Annotated in this window: 17 protein-coding genes and 1 other annotated feature; of the genes, 13 read left to right on the forward strand and 4 right to left on the reverse strand. The window is 38.0% G+C overall.

The genetic code is table 11. The annotated features are described in order from the left end of the window. Nucleotides 1-2 precede the first annotated feature (2 nt). Nucleotides 3-3,095, forward strand: coding sequence for an AAA family ATPase (locus V7124_RS02115; protein WP_335485413.1), 3,093 nt, complete (start codon nt 3-5; stop codon nt 3,093-3,095). A 55-nt stretch (nt 3,096-3,150) separates the two neighbouring features. Here V7124_RS02115 and V7124_RS02120 read toward each other — a convergent pair whose 3' ends face one another. Beyond that, entirely contained in the window at nt 3,151-3,561 is a 411-nt protein-coding gene (locus V7124_RS02120) for a hypothetical protein (RefSeq protein ID WP_335485416.1), read from the reverse strand. A gap of 165 nt (nt 3,562-3,726) precedes the next feature. Here V7124_RS02120 and coaW point away from each other — a divergent pair, with 165 nt between their 5' ends. Together coaW and selB are read left to right on the forward strand one after the other, a co-directional pair. Beyond that, nucleotides 3,727-4,533, forward strand: coding sequence for a type II pantothenate kinase (gene coaW, locus V7124_RS02125; protein ID WP_335485419.1), 807 nt, complete (start codon nt 3,727-3,729; stop codon nt 4,531-4,533). Nucleotides 4,534-4,605: 72 nt separating this feature from the next. After that, a complete protein-coding gene (selB, locus tag V7124_RS02130; protein WP_420490497.1) occupies nt 4,606-6,489 on the forward strand; it encodes a selenocysteine-specific translation elongation factor in 1,884 nt (627 codons plus the stop codon). A gap of 38 nt (nt 6,490-6,527) precedes the next feature. Here selB and V7124_RS02135 read toward each other — a convergent pair whose 3' ends face one another. Continuing rightward, a complete protein-coding gene (locus V7124_RS02135) occupies nt 6,528-8,012 on the reverse strand; it encodes a TerD family protein (protein WP_335485421.1) in 1,485 nt (494 codons plus the stop codon). Nucleotides 8,013-8,239: 227 nt separating this feature from the next. On the opposite strand from V7124_RS02135, the gene V7124_RS02140 reads away from it, so the two are divergent. The 4 genes from V7124_RS02140 to V7124_RS02155 all read left to right on the forward strand — a co-directional run bounded on the left by V7124_RS02140 (nt 8,240) and on the right by V7124_RS02155 (nt 13,310). Further along, nucleotides 8,240-8,932 carry a sigma factor-like helix-turn-helix DNA-binding protein gene (locus tag V7124_RS02140; RefSeq protein ID WP_335485424.1) on the forward strand — a complete coding sequence of 231 codons (693 nt, stop codon included), beginning with the start codon at nt 8,240-8,242 and terminating at the stop codon, nt 8,930-8,932. A gap of 30 nt (nt 8,933-8,962) precedes the next feature. Next, on the forward strand, nt 8,963-9,547 hold the full coding sequence (clpP, locus tag V7124_RS02145; protein ID WP_335409349.1) for an ATP-dependent Clp endopeptidase proteolytic subunit ClpP: 585 nt from the start codon (nt 8,963-8,965) through the stop codon (nt 9,545-9,547). A 145-nt stretch (nt 9,548-9,692) separates the two neighbouring features. After that, on the forward strand, nt 9,693-10,154 hold the full coding sequence (locus V7124_RS02150; RefSeq protein ID WP_335409351.1) for a MarR family winged helix-turn-helix transcriptional regulator: 462 nt from the start codon (nt 9,693-9,695) through the stop codon (nt 10,152-10,154). Nucleotides 10,155-10,157: 3 nt separating this feature from the next. Next, nucleotides 10,158-13,310 (forward strand): MMPL family transporter, encoded by a 3,153-nt coding sequence (locus tag V7124_RS02155; protein WP_335485427.1) that lies wholly within the window; start codon nt 10,158-10,160, stop codon nt 13,308-13,310. A 43-nt stretch (nt 13,311-13,353) separates the two neighbouring features. On the opposite strand, the gene V7124_RS02160 is transcribed toward V7124_RS02155, so the two are convergent. Next, nucleotides 13,354-14,232, reverse strand: coding sequence for a cupredoxin domain-containing protein (locus tag V7124_RS02160; RefSeq protein WP_335485429.1), 879 nt, complete (start codon nt 14,230-14,232; stop codon nt 13,354-13,356). 148 nt (nt 14,233-14,380) lie between these two features. After that, nucleotides 14,381-14,518, reverse strand: a complete 138-nt coding sequence (locus tag V7124_RS02165; protein WP_335409356.1) for a hypothetical protein — start codon at nt 14,516-14,518, stop codon at nt 14,381-14,383. Between the two features lie 159 nt (nt 14,519-14,677). Continuing rightward, nucleotides 14,678-14,896, forward strand: a binding site (T-box leader). Nucleotides 14,897-14,943: 47 nt separating this feature from the next. Between V7124_RS02165 and proS the strand changes: the two genes are divergently transcribed. The 6 genes from proS to V7124_RS02195 all read left to right on the forward strand — a co-directional run bounded on the left by proS (nt 14,944) and on the right by V7124_RS02195 (nt 21,302). Beyond that, nucleotides 14,944-16,374, forward strand: a complete 1,431-nt coding sequence (gene proS / locus V7124_RS02170; RefSeq protein WP_335485431.1) for a proline--tRNA ligase — start codon at nt 14,944-14,946, stop codon at nt 16,372-16,374. 228 nt (nt 16,375-16,602) lie between these two features. Next, the gene (locus V7124_RS02175; RefSeq protein WP_335409359.1) at nt 16,603-17,166 is read left to right on the forward strand and encodes a GNAT family N-acetyltransferase; all 564 of its coding nucleotides are present in this window, start codon (nt 16,603-16,605) and stop codon (nt 17,164-17,166) included. Nucleotides 17,167-17,296: 130 nt separating this feature from the next. Beyond that, nucleotides 17,297-18,538, forward strand: a complete 1,242-nt coding sequence (gene hmpA / locus V7124_RS02180) for an NO-inducible flavohemoprotein (RefSeq protein ID WP_335485434.1) — start codon at nt 17,297-17,299, stop codon at nt 18,536-18,538. An 88-nt stretch (nt 18,539-18,626) separates the two neighbouring features. Continuing rightward, nucleotides 18,627-19,403, forward strand: a complete 777-nt coding sequence (locus V7124_RS02185; RefSeq protein ID WP_335485437.1) for an SGNH/GDSL hydrolase family protein — start codon at nt 18,627-18,629, stop codon at nt 19,401-19,403. Nucleotides 19,404-19,417: 14 nt separating this feature from the next. Continuing rightward, nucleotides 19,418-20,329: an ABC transporter ATP-binding protein gene (locus tag V7124_RS02190; protein WP_335409366.1), complete on the forward strand. Its 912-nt coding sequence runs from the start codon at nt 19,418-19,420 to the stop codon at nt 20,327-20,329. Then, nucleotides 20,322-21,302, forward strand: coding sequence for an ABC transporter permease (locus V7124_RS02195; protein WP_335409368.1), 981 nt, complete (start codon nt 20,322-20,324; stop codon nt 21,300-21,302). The genes V7124_RS02190 and V7124_RS02195 overlap by 8 nt, the downstream gene beginning before the upstream one ends. The last annotated feature ends 136 nt before the right edge of the window (nt 21,303-21,438 follow it).

Here is a 21,438-nt window from a genome sequence, read left to right on the forward strand (position 1 = left end):
TTTTGAGACCGTTAAAAATTACCATTACTGCTTTTGGACCATACAAAGATCGTGAAGTAATTGATTTTACCGAGCTAAAGGATAATCGTTTATTTGTTGTTTCAGGTAACACGGGTTCAGGAAAAACGACAATTTTTGACGCCATTTGTTTCGCTCTTTACGGATCGGCCAGTGGGGAGGACCGTAGCGATTCGAAAATGATGCGCAGTGACTTTGCGGATGATGATATTCACACTGCGGTAGAATTGGAATTTGAACTTCACAATAAGCAATATCGGATTCGAAGACAACTTTCGCATGTGAAAAAGGGAAACAAAGGCGCGACTGGGGAACAGTATGAATTTTATGAAAAAACCGCTAGCGGTGAAATTCCTTGTGTAGACCGACAAATCGTTTCTGAAATTAACAAAAGGGTAGAAGAAATTGTTGGATTAACACAGGATCAGTTTAGCCAAATTGTGATGCTTCCACAGGGAGAATTTCGGAAGCTATTAACGTCACAAACGGAAAATAAAGAAGAGATTCTAAGGAAGATTTTTAAAACAGAACCATATAAATGGATTAGTGAACGATTAAAGGAACGAAAAAAAGAAGCCGAAGAAGAGTATAAAAGTGAAGCTCTAATGATTGACCGATATATTAAAGATATTCAAGCGACTCTTCCAATCCGGGTAAATTCAAAAATGTCTGAAGTGTTCTTACAAGAACACTATAATACAAATCAAGTCATTGATGCCTTAGATTTGGAAGCTGACTTCTACCAAATAGAAATGATGGAAAATAAGAAACGGTCTGAGGAAGCAGAAGCGGCCTATAACCAAAAACTCGAGGATTATCATCAAGCAAAAACGTTAAATGAGCGGTTCCAGGAGCTTGATGAAAAGGAAACAAAACTTCAAACATGGTCCCTACAAATTCCAAACTTTAAAATAAAAGAAACACAATACGAAAAAGCCGAACGAGCAAGTAAAATTGTAGCCTATGAAAACCAGGTGAACGAATGGCGTGCGGATGAAAACTCGAAAAAGCTAGCTTTAGTTGAGGCGGATTTAAAACAAAAAGAAGCGATAGAACAGAGTGAAAAGGCACAAAAATTTTACGATACCCAAGTGCAGCGGAAAGTGGAACGTGAGGAAAGTGCCCGGACCTTTGATCGCTTAAAAGAATTCCTTCCGACTGTCCAGGAGATTGATAGTAAAAAGTCGGAGCTATTAAAGATAAATAAAGAGGTCCAGAAACTAGTAAATGACCTTGAAGGTACCCGTGGAAAAATGGATGCAAAGAACAGTGAAAAGGAAAAAATCACTTTTAGCATAAAGGGAATAGAAAAGCTTGTCGATGAATTACCTACTAAACAGCAAACCTTACATGAATTGAGAGAACAGGTAGTTATCATCCAGGAATATTTAAAGTCCCACCAAAAGCAGGAAAAGCTACAAGAGGACTACACAATAAAGCATAGGGATTACCTGGAAATGAAAGGCCAATTCGAAAAGCTTGAAGAGTCCTGGATTAGTGGACAAGCGAGTATACTTGCTATGCATTTGCATGATGGAAAGCCATGCCCTGTCTGTGGAAGCAGTGACCATCCTCATAAGGCTGATGGTCAAGATGCGGTTCCTACAAAAGAAGAGCGAGAAGCAGTTAAAAAAGCTTTAGATAGACTAGATAACCTTTATCGCGATGCAGCAGCAAATTTGAAATCTAATACAGAACTGCTTGAAACAAAAGCCAATGAAGTCATGGAAAAGGGATTTCTAGTTGAAGATGCGCAGCAAATCTACCAGCGCATCGTTAAAGAGGGTCAAGAGCTAAAGAAAGAAGTCGATGCCCTCCTAGTAGCAAAGGATGAGATAAAGGCCTTAAAGAAGTCGCTTGAGGCGATAGAACAAGAATTAAAACAATATGAGGTAAAAAAGGAACAATTATTTTTTGCTCATCAAGAAAGGCAGACTGCTTTTGTAAAAGAAAAAGCCATTTATGATGAGAAAATCAGTCGGATTCCAGAGGAAATTCGAAATCTAACTGCTTTACAAGAGAAAATCACAGAAGCGCAACATCAAAAGGAAAAGCTTGAGAGGGATTGGGAGACTGCCCAGAAGCAGCTGCAGATAACAAAAGAAGAAGAAACAAAGACATCTGCTTATTTTGTTAGTGCCCACACTCAATTACAAGAAAGTACCGAGAAAAAGGAACGTTCAGAAGCTCAATTTGTCTCCGAATGGCAAAATGCTCTGTTTGCTTCTGAAGATGACTATATACGTGCAAAAATGTCAGACACAGCTCGACATCAACTAAAAGCTTCAATTGATGATTTTAAGAAAAATTTTGAAACGCTTAAAGCACAAATCACCGAACTTAAAGTTGAATTGAAGGATAAAGTAAGGGCAGATTTAGAATTATTAGCAAGTGAATTAACTCTAATGAAAAATGAACGTGACCTAGCCCTAAAAGTATTGAGTGATTCGGAAGGTTATCAGAAAATGGCTATCGAGTTAAGAAGGAAAATACTAAATACAGAAGAAACGGTAACCGCTTTGGAAAAGAAAATGAATCGAATAGCGGATTTATTTGATGTGGTTAGAGGGCAAAATGGCAGTAAAATATCATTTGAACGATACTTACAAATCGAGTACCTAGAGCAAATAATCATTGCAGCTAATGAACGTTTAAAACGTCTATCGAATGGTCAATTTATCTTGCAGCGAAGTGAACGTCAAGAGGCTCGCGGCAGACAAAGCGGTCTTGGTCTCGATGTGTTTGATTCTTATACTGGACAAACACGTGATGTTAAAACCTTGTCAGGCGGGGAGAAGTTTAATGCTTCATTATGCCTGGCACTGGGTATGGCTGATGTCATTCAGAGCTTCCAGGGCGGAGTTTCTATTGATACCATGTTCATCGATGAAGGATTTGGTTCTTTAGATGAAGAATCATTGAATAAAGCAATCGATACATTAATTGATCTGCAGCAATCGGGTCGTATGATTGGTGTGATCTCGCACGTACAAGAATTGAAAAATGCGATACCGGCAATATTAGAAGTAAAAAAGACGAAAGAAGGCTACAGCCGAACAGAGTTTGTGATTAAATAGCTTTCATTATGAGATAGCAAAAAAACCAGAATTTAATTCTGGTTTTTATTTTCGGCTATTTTTTCTCTAGGAAGGTTGTTAGCTCCTCGAGGTCCGCAGATTGATGAACAACTCCAGCCTGGTCAAAAACAATATAGGCGGGTTCGCTCTTGATATTAAGTTCTGGATAAGCTTTTTTAACCATTTCAAGTTCAGGTAAACTCAAGATATCATGGACTTTATCTGTGATCTTTTTGTTCTTTTCAATCGGGTTATCTTGATCTGGTTCCCCGATCACTAAGAGGGAAAAGAATTGAGCATCTTCAGACAATAGATTTGGATATGGAAAATTGGTATTTGTCGTTTCTGCAGCCTGTTTGTTTTCTTCATTTGTCTGCTTCGGAACTTCTTTTGCTTTCGGTTCACTGTTCTGACAACCAACTAACAAAGCTAGTCCAAGGATCATAGGAAAAACGATTTTCTTCATAATAATCTTCCTTTGTTGTAATAGAATTCTTTTCTACACCATAGCACATTAATTGACGCATTGAACGGGGTGATTGTGGAGGAATCGTGAAAAGAAAAAGCAGGATAAAGGGGAGAATTGTCAAATTAGTTATTATCCTAGTTGAATAGAAGGAGTGGGGCTGAAATGCAACGGATTACAGCAGGAATTGACGCTGGAGGATCATTAATAAAAATGGTTTATCAGGAAAATGGGAGGATGCACTATAAAAAATTTCCGATTTCCGAGTTGGATTCTGCTCTTTCATGGTTAAGAATGTCTGCTCCCTCTTTAAAAGTTTCATTAACTGGCGGGAAAGCCAGTGTAATTCAAAAAAAGTACTTTCAAGACAGTGTCATCTATCCTGAATTTAAAGCAACTTGTGAGGGTGTACGGTTTTTATTATCCATAGAAAATAAAGGGTTGGAAGAAAACTATCTAATTGTAAACATTGGGACAGGAACTTCTTGGCATGTAGTAAAAGGAGATAAGGCGGAGCGAATTCTTGGCAGTGGCATAGGAGGTGGGACGTTTACTGGGCTTGGGTCACTATTAGCACAGGGGCAGGACTATCATCAGCTAACTGATCTAGCAATAATGGGGAATAAAAGTAACGTAGACATGCTTGTAAAGGATATTTATGAATCAGCAGAAACTCCAATTAATGGGGACTTAACCGCTGCGAATTTTGCAAAGGGGAAAAAACTATACCATACAGAAGCTGATCGGCTGGCATCGCTTTCCAATATGATAGCTGAAACCATTGTGTTATTAACCTCTCAGGCAGCTGCCTTACATCAAGTTAAAAATGCCGTCATAATCGGAAGTGCTATTGTGGATAATCCTTCATTAAAGAGTGGTCTAGATTTCTATATGGATATGATGGGTTTATCTACAGTATTTTTAGAAAAGGGGGAATATTGTGGCGCGATCGGAGCCTCTTTATCTGTCTAAAAATGTACCCTTGAACTATATGTTCTTTAAAGATAAAGTAGAATAGGAAGATAGAAAAAGTAGGTGGCAACTTTGGAAAAACGATATTTTACAATTGGCATGGCCGGACATATTGATCACGGTAAAACTTCCTTGACAAAAGCATTGACCAATGTCGATACCGACCGATTAAAAGAAGAAAAAGAAAGACAAATTTCGATCGAACTGGGATTTGCTCCACTTTATGAGGATGAGGAAGTTCAAATTTCGGTAATTGATGTTCCGGGACACGAGCGCTTTATCCGGCAAATGATTGCTGGGGTGGCTGGAATTGACCTGGTTGTACTTGTTGTCGCAGCCGATGAAGGAGTCATGCCGCAAACGAGAGAACATCTGGACATCTTAAAATTTCTAGGAGTGAAGAATGGACTCATTGCCATTTCTAAAATTGATCGTGTCGATGAAGAATTTATTGAGCTCGTTAAAGATGAGATATTAGAAGAACTTACAGGAAGCGTTTTTGAGGGTACTCCATTCGTATTAATAGACAGCCTTTCAAAAAAGGGAATTGAGGAGTTAAAGGATTTAATCATTAGAACACTGAAAGAACAAGAAATGAGAGATGCCAAAGGGGCGTTCCGTCTCCCAATTGACCAAGTATTTACTGTCAAGGGGCAGGGGACGGTTGTTCGAGGAACGGTTTATGAAGGAACCGTAGAAGAGGGGCAAACCCTTAAGATCATGCCAGAGGGGCTGGAGGTAAAGGCCAGGCAGATTCAGGTCCATCATAAGCAAGCACAAAAGGCTTATGCAGGGCAGCGTACCGCAATCAACCTCTCTGGTGTTTCAAAGGAAGACCTGGAACGTGGGAATGTTTTGGTTTCATCAGAGCACTTCATTGTATCGAAAACAGTGGATGTGGCGATCAGGGTGGTTGAGGATCTCGACTATATGGTGAAACAACGGATGCCAATTAAGCTCCATATTGGAACGACTGAAGTAATGGGACGGATTGTCTTTTTTGACAGAAATGAGCTGAAAGAAGAAAACGGAGAAATTCTCTGTCAGCTGCGCTTAGAGGAAGAAATTCTTACGAAGCGTGGGGACCGCTTTATTTTAAGGCGCCCAAGCCCGCAAGAGACAATTGGCGGCGGCTGGGTCATTGATCCGAGAGGCAATAAATATCGGTTTGGGAATCAAACGATTGAAGAACTTGAAAAGAAAAAGGTAGGTACTCCGAAGGAAAGAATCACGTCTGCCATTTTTGAGGCTAAAAGTATAACAGTTAGCGAGTTAATAAAACGGACAGCACTTGATGAAGAAATGCTAAATGAGTTTTTAGATAACGAAGATTTTATATTATACAATGGGAAAGAGTTTACACTTAAACTATTAGTTAACTCGATTGAAGAAGACATATATGACCGATTACAAGATTTTCATCAAGCTCATTCCATGAAACTTGGCCTAAATAAAGCAGAGCTTTTGCAGTCGATGCAAAAGAGGTTCCCGAAATCGCTACTAGATTTTGTTGTTGAAAATGGGATAGCAAATGCCATTTTCAATCGAAAAGAACAGTTTGTTTCACTTTCAAACTTTGTCCCACATGTTCCGAAAAGCTGGCAAAAACGATCTGAAAATATGCTTAGTGAATTAAAGAAGGATGGGCTGAAGGTCCGTTATTATAAAGATTATTTTTCAGATTCTGGTATACCAGACCATTTAGAAGCGGATTTACGTCGTTACCTGGAAGAACAAGAATTAGTCGTCCATTTGGATGAACAATTTGCTTATCATGGAGAAGTCTTTAAAGCGGCCGTCGAAAAACTTCGAAGTGGAACGGGAGAAGAGTTTGAGGTGGGAGATGCGAAAGAAATTCTCGACCTGTCGCGAAAATATATGATCCCATTTTTAGAAAGATTAGATTCAAAGGGACTAACAAAGCGTGTGGAAAATAAACGAATCTGGCAAAAATAGAAAATACCTCAATCCTTTAACTGGATTGAGGTATTTTTTTAAGAAAGGAATTCCCCAGGATTTAATCCAAGTTCACGGCAAATATCACTGACCATTTGCATTTCATTGTGGTCGAAATTACCGTCAGCATAACCAATTGCAATACAGTAACGAGCAACTAAACGTGCGATCTCTGGTTTTGATCTTATTTTTCCAAGTGCACGGAATGCTTCCGCTCGACCAATCATTCGGTCGGCTTCAATACGGGATACAAAGTAGTTAAATCTTTGGATGACTTTGTTGCTATCAAATACCCGTAATTCTTCGCTGGAGTTTACAAACTCAATCATCTTTTGTCGCTCCATAGCATCTAAGTATCCGTCAGCCATCGATACCAAGGCACAAGCAGCAACCACTGCTTCTAGGACATCCTGGCTTTTATAGCGATTAAATAAATCCTGAGCTTTCCTTTTTGATTGATTGGCCCATTCAGTAATATCTGTTTGATTTGGGGACCAATTATTACCACAGCTATTACAAGTGAATTTTAATTGATTTTTTCCAATAAAACCACCTAGAAGCCCAACTGGACCAAGTATTAATCCACCAATCGCCGCTTTCCCAAGTCCAAAGCCCTTTTGCCCTGTTCGGACATTTGAAGAATTACAACGCGGGCAATAAATATCATCCCCATATGTACGATTTGTGTGGGAGTGAGAGGTTTGTGTTGGATATCCAAATGCTGGCTGTGAAAAGGTAGGTTCAGGCTGTAAATGAATTGGTTGCTGTTGGTTTTGCTGATATTGATTTGGATTGTATTGATTTTGATTAAATGATGGTTGGTTTGCATAATTGTTAGGTTGGTTAAATTGATTTTGGTGATTGTTAAATTGGTTATGATTATTATTAAATTGATTTTGCTGGTTATTAAATAGATTTTGTTGAACTGGTGGTGGTGTTGGAGTTGGATCATCGACACTCACTCCAAAATTACGGCATAATGCAGCTAGTCCACCTTGAAAACCGCTGGCAATCGCGTTAAACTTCCATTCCCCATTATGGCGGTAAAGTTCAGCAGCGACGATAGCTGTTTCCACTGTAAAATCTTTTCCAAGGTTAAAACGAAGCAGTTCCACATTGTTTTGTTCATTAAAAATACGTACATATGAATTGGAAATTTGTCCGAAATTTTGCTGCTTCATTTGAGCATCATGGATCGTAATTGTGAAAGCGATTCGGTGAATGTGGCTGGGAACTCTTTGCAGGTTTATTCGGATTTGTTCGTCATCCCGCTCGCCAGCTCCGCTTCGATTATCCCCGCTATAATTAATGGAGCCATTGCCACCAGAAGGATTATTATAAAAAATAAAATCCTGATCACTTTGGACTTTACCATTCTGCCCTATTAAAAAGGCTGAGGCATCTAGATCGAAATTAGAACCGTTATGTGCAATATCCCATCCTAAACCAACCACAACATCTTGTAAACCAGGATTTGACTTTGTTAGATCAACTTTTTGTCCTTTACTAAGTGTAACTCCCAATGATTTCACTCCTTCATATTTTCTCTTATCTTATTATAATGCAATTTATGATTGAAGAAAGAAATGTTAAACCAATAAAAATTTTTCCTACTGGTTAACATTACGGAAAAATGGAGAAAAAGTTTCATTATTGTATATAGTAGGAAATAAGAAAAGTTTTTTCCACCCATATCCTTTTTGTTTATTAAAACGTTTAGAGTGTAGAGAGTGTTAAGGGAGTGAAAATAATGTCTACTGAACGTAGCCTGTACAAATTTAAAACTGTACAGAACGAGGAAATCTTGTGGAGCGAAGTGTATCCTAAGTTACAAAAATATTGTCACTTTCTATCCCAAAGTAAATGGGATGGAGATGATCTTGCACAAGAGGCTATGTTGAGAGCCTTGACCTATTACAGCCAAGATAAAATTACCTCAGCTTTATTAAATAAAATAGCCCACAATCATTGGATAGATACACTTCGAAAAAGAAAGAGGGAAGAATTAAAAAATGATCAGATGTGGGAGGAGAATATTACCTTTTCCGGTGATATTGTGAGTTCTGTTGACTTGTTAATAGAACACTTTACTCCAAAGCAAGCGATAATCTTTTTCTTAAAAGAAGTCTTCCATTATCAACTTAAGGAAATTGCCGAGATAGTAAATTCAACAGAATTCGCGATAAAATCAAGTTTAAACAGAGCAAGAAAACGAATGGAAAACCAAAAAGATAATCAGTCGCTCGAATCAGTTTGGGAAGAAGAAGAAAAGGAACAACTTGGGAAGCTTTTTCATGATTCCCTAGTCAACCAGGACCCAGCTGTTTTGATTGAAGCCATTCCGTCGTTCCAGGACACATTGGAAGTGCCTTCCGCAGCGTCTTGGATAACCACCACATTCAAAGCTTCAGCTCCTTTAAGCACTCTCTCTATGGCAGCATAGCCAATAAATCGCTTTTTAGGAGGATGGATAATGAGTACGATTCCTTATGTTATTGAACAATCTAACCGTGGTGAACGATCATATGACATTTATTCTCGTCTGTTAAAGGATCGAATTATTATTATCGGGGATGAAATTAATGACCATGTTGCAAACAGTGTCGTTGCTCAATTATTATTTCTAGCTGCCGATGCCCCAGATAAAGAAATTTCTCTTTATATTAATAGTCCTGGTGGTTCCACTTCAGCAGGATTTGCTATCTATGATACCATGCAATATATTAAGTCAGATATACGGACGATTTGTACAGGAATGGCAGCGTCATTCGGGGCGATGTTACTGCTTGCTGGAACGAAAGGGAAACGGTATGCCCTGCCGAACAGTGAAATCATGATTCACCAGCCTCTAGGTGGTGCACGAGGTCAGGCAACAGAAATTGAAATTTCTGCAAGGCGGATAGTGAAGTTGAGAGAGCATATCAATCAAATCATTGCAGACCGTACAGGTCAGTCGCCTGAAAAAGTAGCAAAAGATACCGATAGAGATTACTATTTAAGTGCGGAAGAAGCGAAGGAATATGGAATTATTGATGAGATTCTGTATCCAAATCGCTGATAAGGAAATAATAAAAAATATCGAAAAAAGGTTAGCTGCTGCTGACCTTTTTTTGTTGACACGTAAAACATCATGCCATATAGTTAAACAGGTGAATAGTTCAACAGTTTAACTAATAGGATTAAAGAGAGGTGAGAAATGGATAATGGATAAAAAAATCATACAGGAATTAATCGATCGTTATGTGTCCGTTTCTTTTGATGTAAATAAAAAGGCTGCATTTTTACTTAAATGTCAAATAAGCGAAGATTTAACGATCGACCAACACTATATTTTAAGATACATTCAGCATTCCAACAATTGCACTTCCACTGAATTAGCAGAGGCTTTTGATGTAAATAAAAGTGCGATTACTGCGATTATCAATCGGTTAGCAGACAGAGGGATTATTGAAAGAACACGTGATGAAAACGATCGGAGGGTGTTGTACCTTACCCTATCGGAAAAAGGACATGAGCTGCACCACAAAACACAAGAAAAGGTACACTTACTAGTTGAATCATTTATCACCAAATTTGATGAGGCTGAAATTACAAATTTTATTAATACGTATGAAAAATTAGACCTGATTTTAACCAACATGAAAAACGAAGAAGTGGGGGAATAACTTTTGAGATTAATTGTTAAAAGAAAATGGTTTATCCTTATAGCATGGATCGCATTGATTGCGGTTCTCTTTATGACTGCACCAAATATGGAAAAGCTAGTTCGTGAGAAAGGTCAGATTAACGTTCCAAATGGATATTCTTCTACTTTAGCTGAAGAAATTCTTAATGATGTTCAGTCGAGTGAAAATAGTGGGAATGATTTACAAACTGCACTAGTTTTTCATAGTGACAAGAAGTTAACACAAGAAGAATTTGACGCCGCAGAAAAAGCGGTGCATCAATTAGAAGATAATAAGAGCGAACTAGGAATCACCTCGATTCTTTCTCACTTTAATCAAGAAGAATTAAAGGAACAGCTAGTATCAGAGGATGGAAAAACCATTCTAGTTTCCTTGAATGTTACAGCTGATGGAAGAGAAGGAAAGGAAATAACCAAAGATTTATATGAAGCACTTGATGGTGTAGAGTTAGAGCACTATTATACAGGCAACTGGTTGATTGCAGAGGATCTTGTCACAAACTCTCAAGAAGGTTTAAAGAAAACTGAGGGTATTACGGTTGTCTTTATTTTAATCGTACTTCTCCTTGTATTTAAATCTGCTATCGCTCCAATCATTCCATTAGTAACAGTAGGATTCAGTTATCTGGCTGCACAATCAATCACTGCTATTTTAGTAGAAAAAGTGAATTTTCCGTTATCAACCTTTACACAGATATTTTTAGTAGCCGTTTTGTTTGGTATCGGAACAGACTATTGCATTTTGCTGCTGAGTCGTTTTAAAGAGGAAATGTCCAAGAATGATAGTGTAGTAGAAGCGATTGTTATAACGTATAAGAATGCAGGGAAAACAGTGTTCTTTAGTGGATTAGCCGTTATGATTGGATTTGCTTCAATTGGTTTTTCAACCTTTGTATTATATCAGTCGGCAGCAGCAGTTGCGATTGGGGTAGCATTATTACTGCTTGCATTGTTTACAGTTGTTCCATTTTTCATGGCTGTATTAGGCAAAAAATTATTCTGGCCATCGAAAGGAAAACTTGAACACAGTGAAAGTAGAATATGGGGATTTGCTGGTAAGTTTGCATTGGCGCGCCCATTAATCGCTCTTCTAATTGTGGCAGCTATTTCTGTGCCAGCTTTATTTACTTATGATGGAGATTTATCGTTTAATTCACTAGAAGAAATCGGTGATGATTTCAATTCCATTAAAGGATTCAATCTTATATCAGATGGATTTGGTCCTGGTGAATCAATGCCTACGCAAATTGTCATTAAAAACGATGACGAAATGAATACGTCTGAATATATTGCACTTACTGAAAAAATTAGTCAAGAGCTAAGTAAAATAAGTGATGTGGATTCTGTTCGTTCTGTTACACGTCCGACTGGTGAAACCATCGACGAATTATATATTTCAGAACAAGTGAAAAGTCTAGAAGACGGACTTGGTCAGGGGAATGATGGAATTCAGAAGATTAGCAGTGGTCTTGCCGAAGCAGGGAGCCAACTCGCAGCCAATCAGCCGAAAATGGAAGAAGCAACAGATGGAATTAGTGAATTGATTACCGGAACAAATCAGTTACAATCTGGAATGGGAACCATCCAAGATAACCTTACCAAAATTGAAGATGGTTTGAAACAAGGTGCTACGGGATCCACTCAAGTAAAAGAAGGTCTTGAACTCATTAAGACGAAATCTGCCGAGGTTTTGGCTGGTAGTAAACAATTGCTTGAGGGTTACAATCAGGCAGCTGGAGGACTAGCGACTTTGGCTGGAAATTATGGACAAGTGGCAAAAGGTGTTAGTGAATTACACGATACCTTGATGGCAACGAATCAATACTTTACCAATTTAGAAAGTGATTATAGTGATATTGGACAAAATGAAAATTATCAAGCGATTAAAATGACCATTTTAGGATCTCAAGCAGCAACAGCAGAATTAGCAGGTAGCATAAATCAATTAAATACTGGATTATTGGGTGCACAGGGTGGTATCCAATTTGCTAATAGTAAATTTTCAGAAGCTATTGCGGGCCAAGAAGCACTTGTTAAAGGAATGGAGGATCTATTAAAAGGTCTTACAGAAATTGAAACTGGACTATATACGATGGGGAATGGCCAAGGGCAAATTGTTGACGGTCTGCCACAATTCACAAGTGGTTTAAGCGGTGTAAATAATGGTCAGCAGCAGATTTTGACTGGATTTGAGGACATGAGCGGTCAGATTACTCAATTGACTGATGGGTTGACACAAAGTGCTGATGGTCTAAATCAAGTCTCTGATGGTCTAGCATCTGCTCAAGAGTATCTTGCTGGTGTATCGAAGCAAGAGAAAAGTGGTTTTTATATTCCACAAGAAGTTCTCGACGGTAATGACTTTAAGCAAGCCTTAGACGTATATATGTCAAAAGACCGCAAAGTCATGACATTGGATGTGATTTTTAATAAAAACCCATATTCCAATGAAGCACTAAATCGTATTCCGGAAATTAAGGAAACAGTAGAGCGAGTGGTTAAAGATACAAAACTTGAAAATGCTGAAGTAGCAGTTGGCGGCGTATCAAGTATGCACCATGACCTTGACGAAATTTCGCAAGCAGATTATTCAAGAACGGTCGTCCTTATGCTTATTGGGATTACCCTTATTTTAATCATTTTGTTCCGTTCGATTATTATGCCACTATACTTGATTGGTTCTTTAATCTTAACCTATTATACTTCAATGGCGATTGCGGAGGCCATCTTCGTAAATTGGTTAGGCTATACAGGTATTAGCTGGGCGGTTCCGTTTTTCGCCTTTGTTATTCTTATTGCACTTGGAATTGACTACAGTATTTTCTTAATGGATCGTTTTAATGAATTCAAACACATGCCAGTAGAACAAGCGATTCTCGAGGCTATGAAGAAAATGGGAACTGTTATTATCTCAGCGGCGATTATTCTAGGCGGTACGTTCGCTGCAATGATGCCAGCTGGTGTTTTATCATTACTTGAGATTGCGGCAATTTTATTAATCGGACTTTCACTCTATGCATTGGTCATCCTACCTTTGTTCGTCCCAGTAATGGTAAAAACATTTGGCGAGGCTAACTGGTGGCCTTTTAAAAAGAAGAAGGATTCGGTGATTGACAATCATTCTATTCATATGTAAAAAAGGGAAGCACGCTGATTATTTCGCAGCGTGCTTCTTCGTTTTATTCAACAATAACAGTGCCTTTAAACATATTCATTCCACAGCTAAACGTATATTGACCAGCTTCGTCAGGGGTAAACGATAACTTTGTTGTGCCAGCCTTAAGATTAACATTTTCCAAACCAAAATCAGGCATCATAAAAGTTGAAAAACAGCTATTATCACCTGGATTTGTAATGTTTAATTCAACGGGTACGCCTTTTTTTACTTTAATAACATTGGGAGAATACCCAGTCGGCGTAATCATCATTTCAATTTTAGGATTAGATTCTTTTGTAAGGTCTAGTTCCGTTTTTTCAGGAGTGGTACTCTTCTCTTGTGTTTGGGCGGCTTCGGCTTCACCTGGAATTTTAACAAAATCACTGCTATATAAAAATAAGAATAAGGCAATAAGAACTAACCCAGATGATAAGATATTAAATGGAGAAATGCCTGATGTATCAAGTGAAAGTTTCCCATTCGTTTCGACTATGATAAATAATAGGATAAGACCAAGAATAATAACATACAAACCTAAAAATATTCCTAGCATGATAACAGGGTTATCAAATTGAAGAATGGCCCCAAGTAGAGCACCGACAATTCCACTCATGATTCCTGAAACGGAACCACTCAAAATCGCTAATATTCCTACCGGCTGACCGGCAATAAATCCTAGCGTAAAGCCAATCAATGTACCCAATCCAACGGGAAGGAATAACCCAACTGACAGGATTCCACTAATATAGCCAGCTAAAAGCCCGCCCATCATCGTAATCACGGTGACGATTATAATTCCAGACAAGTTGGCCAGCTTCTTTTTATGGCGGTGTAAAAGATAAATGGAATAACCTGTGATTATGCTAATGATTGTTATGGTAATTATCGATAATATATACATATGATGATCCCTTCTAAAGTTAATAAACAATATATGTACATTATAAATGCATTAATAGAATAATAAATTGTATTTTTGGTGGCTTTTATGAACGTTTAATGAAAACTTTTGAGAAATAAAAAAGACGTTATAAACGTCAGGTCGGGGACTAGTCACTATTTTCGTGATCTAATGTATTTTTATAGATTCTTTTTAGCGCTTCATTTTGCATTTTCATAAGGTCAAGTAAATATTTTTTTTCCTCTTCTATTTCTATTATTTCCTGATTGTTTTCTTCCTTGTTCAAGGACATCACCCCATTTAGATTAATTGTAACGTATATCGAGAGGAGAATAAAGATGATTGATATGATTAAAGATCATAAAAACAGGCGAGAATAAAATAATATTCCCAAATAAAGTTTGACATTTAGGTATAGGAAATATATAATTTCTTAAAAAATACTATTGAAACGTTGATGAGGATTAGTAAAATGTAATTGGTCTTACAAAGAGAGGAAACCACTGGTGAAAGGTTTCTAAAGACAGACATTTGAACCTGCCTCGGAGTTCTGTATCGGATTATTTTTTGAAGATACATGCGGATAAAATCCGTTATCATGTCGAGAGTTTAAAGCAATTGCTTTATGAATTTAGGGTGGTATCGCCAGGTCTTGGTCCCTTTTTGGGGCCAAGGCCTTTTTATATTCAAAAAAAATAATGAGGTGTCAAAATGGCAAAGGAATTTGTAAAAGATGTTACCAGTATGGATGAGGATTTCGCCCAGTGGTATACCGATGTTGTTACGAAAGCAGACTTAATTGATTATTCAAGTGTACGTGGTTCAATGATTATCCGCCCTTATGGATATGCACTTTGGGATAATATAAAAAATGAATTAGACAGACGCATCAAAGAAACAGGGCATGAAAATGTTTATATGCCATTGTTCATTCCTGAAAGCTTACTGCAAAAGGAAAAGGACCATGTCGAAGGCTTTGCACCTGAAGTAGCATGGGTTACACATGGTGGTTCAGAAGAATTGGCGGAACGATTAGTCGTTCGTCCAACATCGGAGGTTCTTTTTTGCGAGCATTATAGTAAAATTATTCATTCTCACAGAGATTTACCAAAATTATATAATCAATGGGCAAACGTTGTCCGCTGGGAAAAAACGACTCGTCCATTCTTACGAACATTAGAGTTTTTATGGCAGGAAGGTCATACTGCACATGCGACAGATGAAGAGGCAATGGAAGAAACCATCAAAATGCTGAATGTGTATGCAGCGATTTGTGAAGAGATCCTTGCTATTCCTGTAGTGAAGGGTCAAAAGACGGAAAAAGAAAAATTTGCAGGTGCTAAAGCTACTTTTACGATTGAGAGCTTGATGCATGATGGTAAAGCACTTCAGTCTGGAACCTCTCACCACTTTGGAACAGGGTTTGCGGAAGCATTTAATATCCAATATACAGACAAAGAAGGCAAGCTTCAGTATGTGCATCAAACATCATGGGGCTTTACAACAAGAATTATTGGGGCATTAATTATGGTGCATGGTGACGACCGTGGTCTTGTGATTCCTCCAAAAGCGGCGCCAACTCAAGTTATGATTGTGCCAATTGCACAGCATAAAGAGGGAGTTCTAGATTTTGCATATGATTTGAAAAAGTCTCTAGGTCAAGTTGCTCGAGTGGAAATCGATGCAAGTGATAAAAAGCCAGGCTGGAAGTTCAATGAGTATGAAATGAAGGGAATTCCAGTTCGCTTAGAAGTTGGACCAAAAGACATTGAGAACAAGCAGGTTGTGTTAGTAAGAAGGGATACATTAGAAAAGGTATTCGTTCCTTTGGATCAATTAGAAACGAAGCTAGTAGAATTACTCGATGAGATTCAATCTAATTTATATAATAAGGCATTGAATCACCGTGAAGAGAGAACTTCGGTAGCTGTAACGCTTCCTGAATTAAAAGAGAAGCTTGAAGCAAAACCAGGCTTTATTAAAGCAATGTGGTGCGGTGAACTCGCTTGCGAGGAAATGATCAAGGAAGATACGACAGCAACTTCAAGATGTATTCCATTTGAGCAAGAAAAAGTTTCAGATACATGTGTATGCTGTGGGAAAGAAGCAGACAAGATGGTTTACTGGGCAAAAGCATACTAATACAGTCCGGGACCCTTTCATTTAGGAAGGGTCCCTTTTTTTAAAAAGTTCATGTAGCCGAAAATCGTCAATGAATAGGTAAAGTGGTCCTCATAAAAGTCTCATGAAGCCCAAAATGAAATGGAAATGGAAAAATTGGTCATCATGAAGGGTTCATGATGACCAAAATCGAATAAGAATAGATAAAATGGTTCTCATGAAAACAATAAGTTATTAAGGAGGAACATAATGAAACCAAGTTTAATAGAGTTTCCAGAGGAGATTACGACAGAGAGGTTGTTAATTCGCAAACCCTTGCCAGGTGATGGCAAAGCAGTATACGAAGCGATGCAAGCCTCACTAAATGAACTAAAGCCGTGGATGCCTTGGGCTCATACTAATCAATCTGTACAAGATGTAGAAGCGAATATACGTGATAGTATTGCTAAATTTATAACCCGAGAGGATCTAAGATTACATATTTTTAATAAAGAAACGATGGAATTTATTGGCTCATCTGGGCTGCACAGAATTAATTGGGATGTACCTAAGTTTGAAATTGGTTATTGGATTGATACACGTTATTCAGGAAAAGGATACATTACCGAAGCCACTGAAGCAATTACAAATTTTGCATTTACCGAACTAAATGCAAAGCGTGTGGAGATTCGCTGCGATCCAAGAAATATTAAAAGTCGCGCCATTCCAGAGAAACTTGGTTTTATTTTAGAAGGCATTTTAAAAAATGATAGTCTTTCAGCTAAAAGTAAGGAAATAAGAGATACGTGTGTTTTTGCAAAATATGGAAAATAAACAGGGACTATAGGTATGGTTCGGATTATCTAAAAATAATTGTCTGTGATTTGAATCACTTACTTCGTGAGAAGTTTTACATATAATCACTATATAAATAGTGATAACCACTACATAAGGAGTGATAGTTTTGTTAGATCATAGAACAATTGAAATTATTAAATCAACCGTACCTGTTTTAGAAAAACACGGTGAAGCGATTACAACTCGTTTTTATCAAATGTTGTTTGGAAATCATCCAGAACTATTAAATATCTTTAACCACGCAAACCAAAAACAAGGAAGACAACAAAGAGCACTTGCTGGGACAGTCTATGCTGCTGCTCAATATATCGACAACCTAGAAGCAATTCTTCCTGTTGTGAAACAAATTGCCCATAAGCACAGAAGTCTTGGGATTCAAGCCGAACATTATCCAATAGTAGGAAAGCATCTTTTGTTAGCGATTAAAGATGTGCTTGGAGATGCAGCTACAGATGAGATTATCAATGCATGGGCAGATGCTTATGGGGTAATAGCTGATGCCTTTATCAGTGTTGAGGCAGAAATGTATGATGAGGCTACCACTCAAAAAGGTGGGTGGGATGGTTTCCGAAGCTTTGCAGTTGATCGTAAGGTAATCGAAAGTGATGTTATTACTTCATTCTACTTAAAACCAACGGACAATAAGGAAATTGCCCAGTTCCTTCCTGGACAGTATATTAGTATTAAGCTTGAAATCGATGGCGAGAAGTTTACGCATATCCGTCAATATAGCTTATCTGATTCACCAAGTAAAGATTATTACCGCATTAGCGTAAAACGTGAAGCAGGAACTGCAAATCCAGATGGAGTGGTCTCAAATTATTTACATGAAAGTGTAACAGAAGGAGAAATCCTTAAGGTAAGTGCTCCTGCAGGGGATTTTGTACTGGATACTAATAAAAATACACCTGTTGTGCTATTAAGCGGAGGTGTTGGTTTAACACCAATGCTAAGCATGTTAAAAACTGTTGTTGAGGTCCAGCCGCAAAGAAAAGTAACTTTCATTCATGCAGCTGCCAATAGTAATGTTCATGCATTAAGAGATGAAGTAGAATCATTGACTTCGGTTGAACATGTCAATTCATTTTACTTTTACGATTCACCTACTGAAGATGACTGGACAAACAAACGGTTTGATGTCGAAGGGTATGTAACGCAGGAATGGATGGGACAGAATCTTCCAATTCAAGACGCAGATTTTTATTTCTGTGGTCCAGTTCCATTTATGAAGGCAATCAATCGTTCCTTAAAGAATTTAGGAGTATCAGAAGATAGAATTAACTTTGAATTCTTTGGACCAAAAGACAATTTAGAAGATAGTGTGAAGAAAGAACCGGTTTCCGTTTAGGAATCGGTTTTTTCGTGTATTGAAAGTTTGAATCATCCAGTAATTGTGATTAAATATAGGTAGGAATTGCCAGAAAGGAGGAATTGTTTTGAATAAGAACGTTATACGCTCTGTAACTATGGTTTCAGTATTTTTTTGTCTCCTCTGGCTGGTCGGACTGGGCTGGGCAGTAGGCGAATATTATGCAGGGAAACCAGATATAATCCCAAAGGAAACCACTATTGAAAAGAAAGTGGAAGATAAAGAAGGTTTACATATTGTTGCCCTTGGTGATTCTTTAACAAGAGGAACAGGTGATGAAACAGGAAAAGGATATGTTGGGGTCCTTATCGATGAAATAAAAGAGAAATCAAAGCAGGATGTGCGGCTGACAAATCTTGGTATCAGCGGACAGGAGTCCGATCAATTAAAGCAGCAAATCCAGCAGGCTGAAATTCAAAGACAAATCAAAACAGCTGATATGATTGTGGTAACAATGGGCGGTAATGATTTGTTTAGAGGTGGACAAGGGTTAATAGAGTTTGATCCAGAAGACATTACGGAGATAGAGGGGAAATTCCTTGAGAATATGACTTTCATTTTTCAACAAATTCGTACCAGCAATCCCGATGCAAATGTCTTTTTTATTGGTTTATACAATCCCTTTATCGATTTAGAACAGGGAAAGGAAATGTCTAAAGTAGTTCGTCACTGGAACTATCAAAGTGCAGAATTAAGTGCATCGTTCCCTAATATTGTGTTTGTGCCAACTTTTGATCTGTTTGAGCTGAAGGTTAATGATTATCTTTATAGTGACAAGTTTCATCCTAATACAAAAGGGTACCGTTTAATAGCTGAACGTGTAGCTTCATTGCTTACCTGGTGAGGAGAGTTAGCCAAATGGAGAAAGTAACTTTATCTGTCCATGATTTAAAGAAAGTTATTGGCAAAAAGGAGATCATTAAAGGAATTAGTTTTGAGTTAAAAGAAGGAGAGGTATTTGGATTCTTGGGTCCAAATGGTGCTGGAAAAACGACAACCATCCGGATGCTGGTAGGATTAATCAAACCTACATCAGGAAGTATTCAAATAGGCGGTAATAATATTGTAGACAACTTTGAGGAAGCGATGAAACACCTCGGCTGTATTGTTGAGAATCCCGAACTATATCCATATTTGTCTGGCTATGACAATCTATTGCATTTTGCGCGGATGCTTAATGGAATTGGTGAAAAGCGAATCAGTGAAGTGACGGAACTTGTAGGTCTTAAAGATCGAATTCATGATAAAGTAAAAACCTATTCGCTTGGGATGAGACAGAGACTGGGTATTGCTCAAGCTCTGCTAGGCAGACCTAAAGTATTAATTCTTGATGAACCTACAAATGGGCTAGACCCAGCTGGAATTCGAGAAATGCGAGAATTTATTCGTTTCCTCGCCGAAGAGGAAGGAATGAGTGTCCTTGTATCCAGCCATTTGTTAAGCGAGATTCAATTATTATGCGACCGAGTGGCGATTATTTCAAGAGGAAAAGTTATTCGTACAGATACGGTCGATAACTTGCTGGCAAATAGGGAACGTGTGGTTTGGCGTTTTCATCCACACGAAGAGGGGAAGCAGGTTTTACGGTCAGTCACAACCATCGAAGAAAGAAATGATGGCTCGATTTTGACCGAATATAATGAAGTCAAGACAGCAGAGTGGAATAAAAAATTGGTAGGGGCTGGAGTATCTGTTACTGAAATGAATCGCAAAATGCCTGTCTTGGAAGATTTGTTCCTGGAACTAACCGGGGGTGATTCAATTGAATAACCTGATTCAAAATGAAATGATGAAACTCATCGCAAAAAAACGCCTTATTGTCATTGCGATTATTATTGGTATTTTGGTTGCATTATTTACCTATGCACAATTTAAAGAGGTCGAACGTCAGAGAGAAAAATTAGGAACCGATGATTGGCGAACGATTATCCAACAAACGATCATTGATCAGCAAAACAGGATCAGCAGTCCACGAATTTCGGATGAATGGAAAAAACAACTACAAATAGCCTTACAGCAAAATCAATACTATCTCGATCATAACATAAACCCTTCAGAGCCAGGTGCTCCTACGTTTATGAGGATCTTTTTAGAGAATTCGATTGAATTATTTATTCCATTAATGGTTATGGTGATTGCCAGTGATATAGTGTCTTCGGAGCATAGCCAAGGATCCATTAAGTTATTATTGACGCGGCCGGTGAAAAGGTGGAAAATTCTTCTCAGTAAATATATAACCCTTACCCTTGCAATCTCGTTAATCGTGGCCATTGCAGGAATCCTTTCCTATTTAATCTCGGGGTTGGTTTTTGGCTATAAAGGTTGGGGTGCACCTGTGCTGACAGGTTTTAGTGTAAATGATACAGGCTTAAATACTTCTAGTGTAAAGTTAATCGATCAATGGCAGTTTTTATTAATGGATTTTGGTCTTGTATGGCTTGTAGCTATTGTGGTTGGGACACTTTCCTTTATGTTATCTGTTTTAATCCGGAGCACTGCTGCAGGTATGGGGGTCATGTTAGCCGCCCTAATTTCAGGAGCAATCCTAAGCAATATGGTTTCCTCTTGGGAGTCAGCAAAATACTTCTTTATGGTAAATTTAAAGCTAACGAACTATATGAACGGTAATCCACCTCCGATTGAAGGAATGACACTTTCATTTTCAATGATGGTTCTACTCGTATGGTGGGCAGCAGGATTATTTGTTTCCTTCTTTGTTTTTACAAGAAAGGATGTTTATTAAAGGCTGTTTTCGTAACGATTGTTGTTAAAATCTTAAAGCCGATTTTAACGTGGCAATAGTATTTTAAGCCTTTGAATTTAGTCTGCAAACTCTTTTCTTACTAAATTTATGCTGTTTTCGGCGAAAACACAGTACA

This window comes from Neobacillus niacini (assembly GCF_036961885.1).
Classification (GTDB): Bacteria; Bacillota; Bacilli; order Bacillales; family Cytobacillaceae; genus Neobacillus; species Neobacillus niacini_H.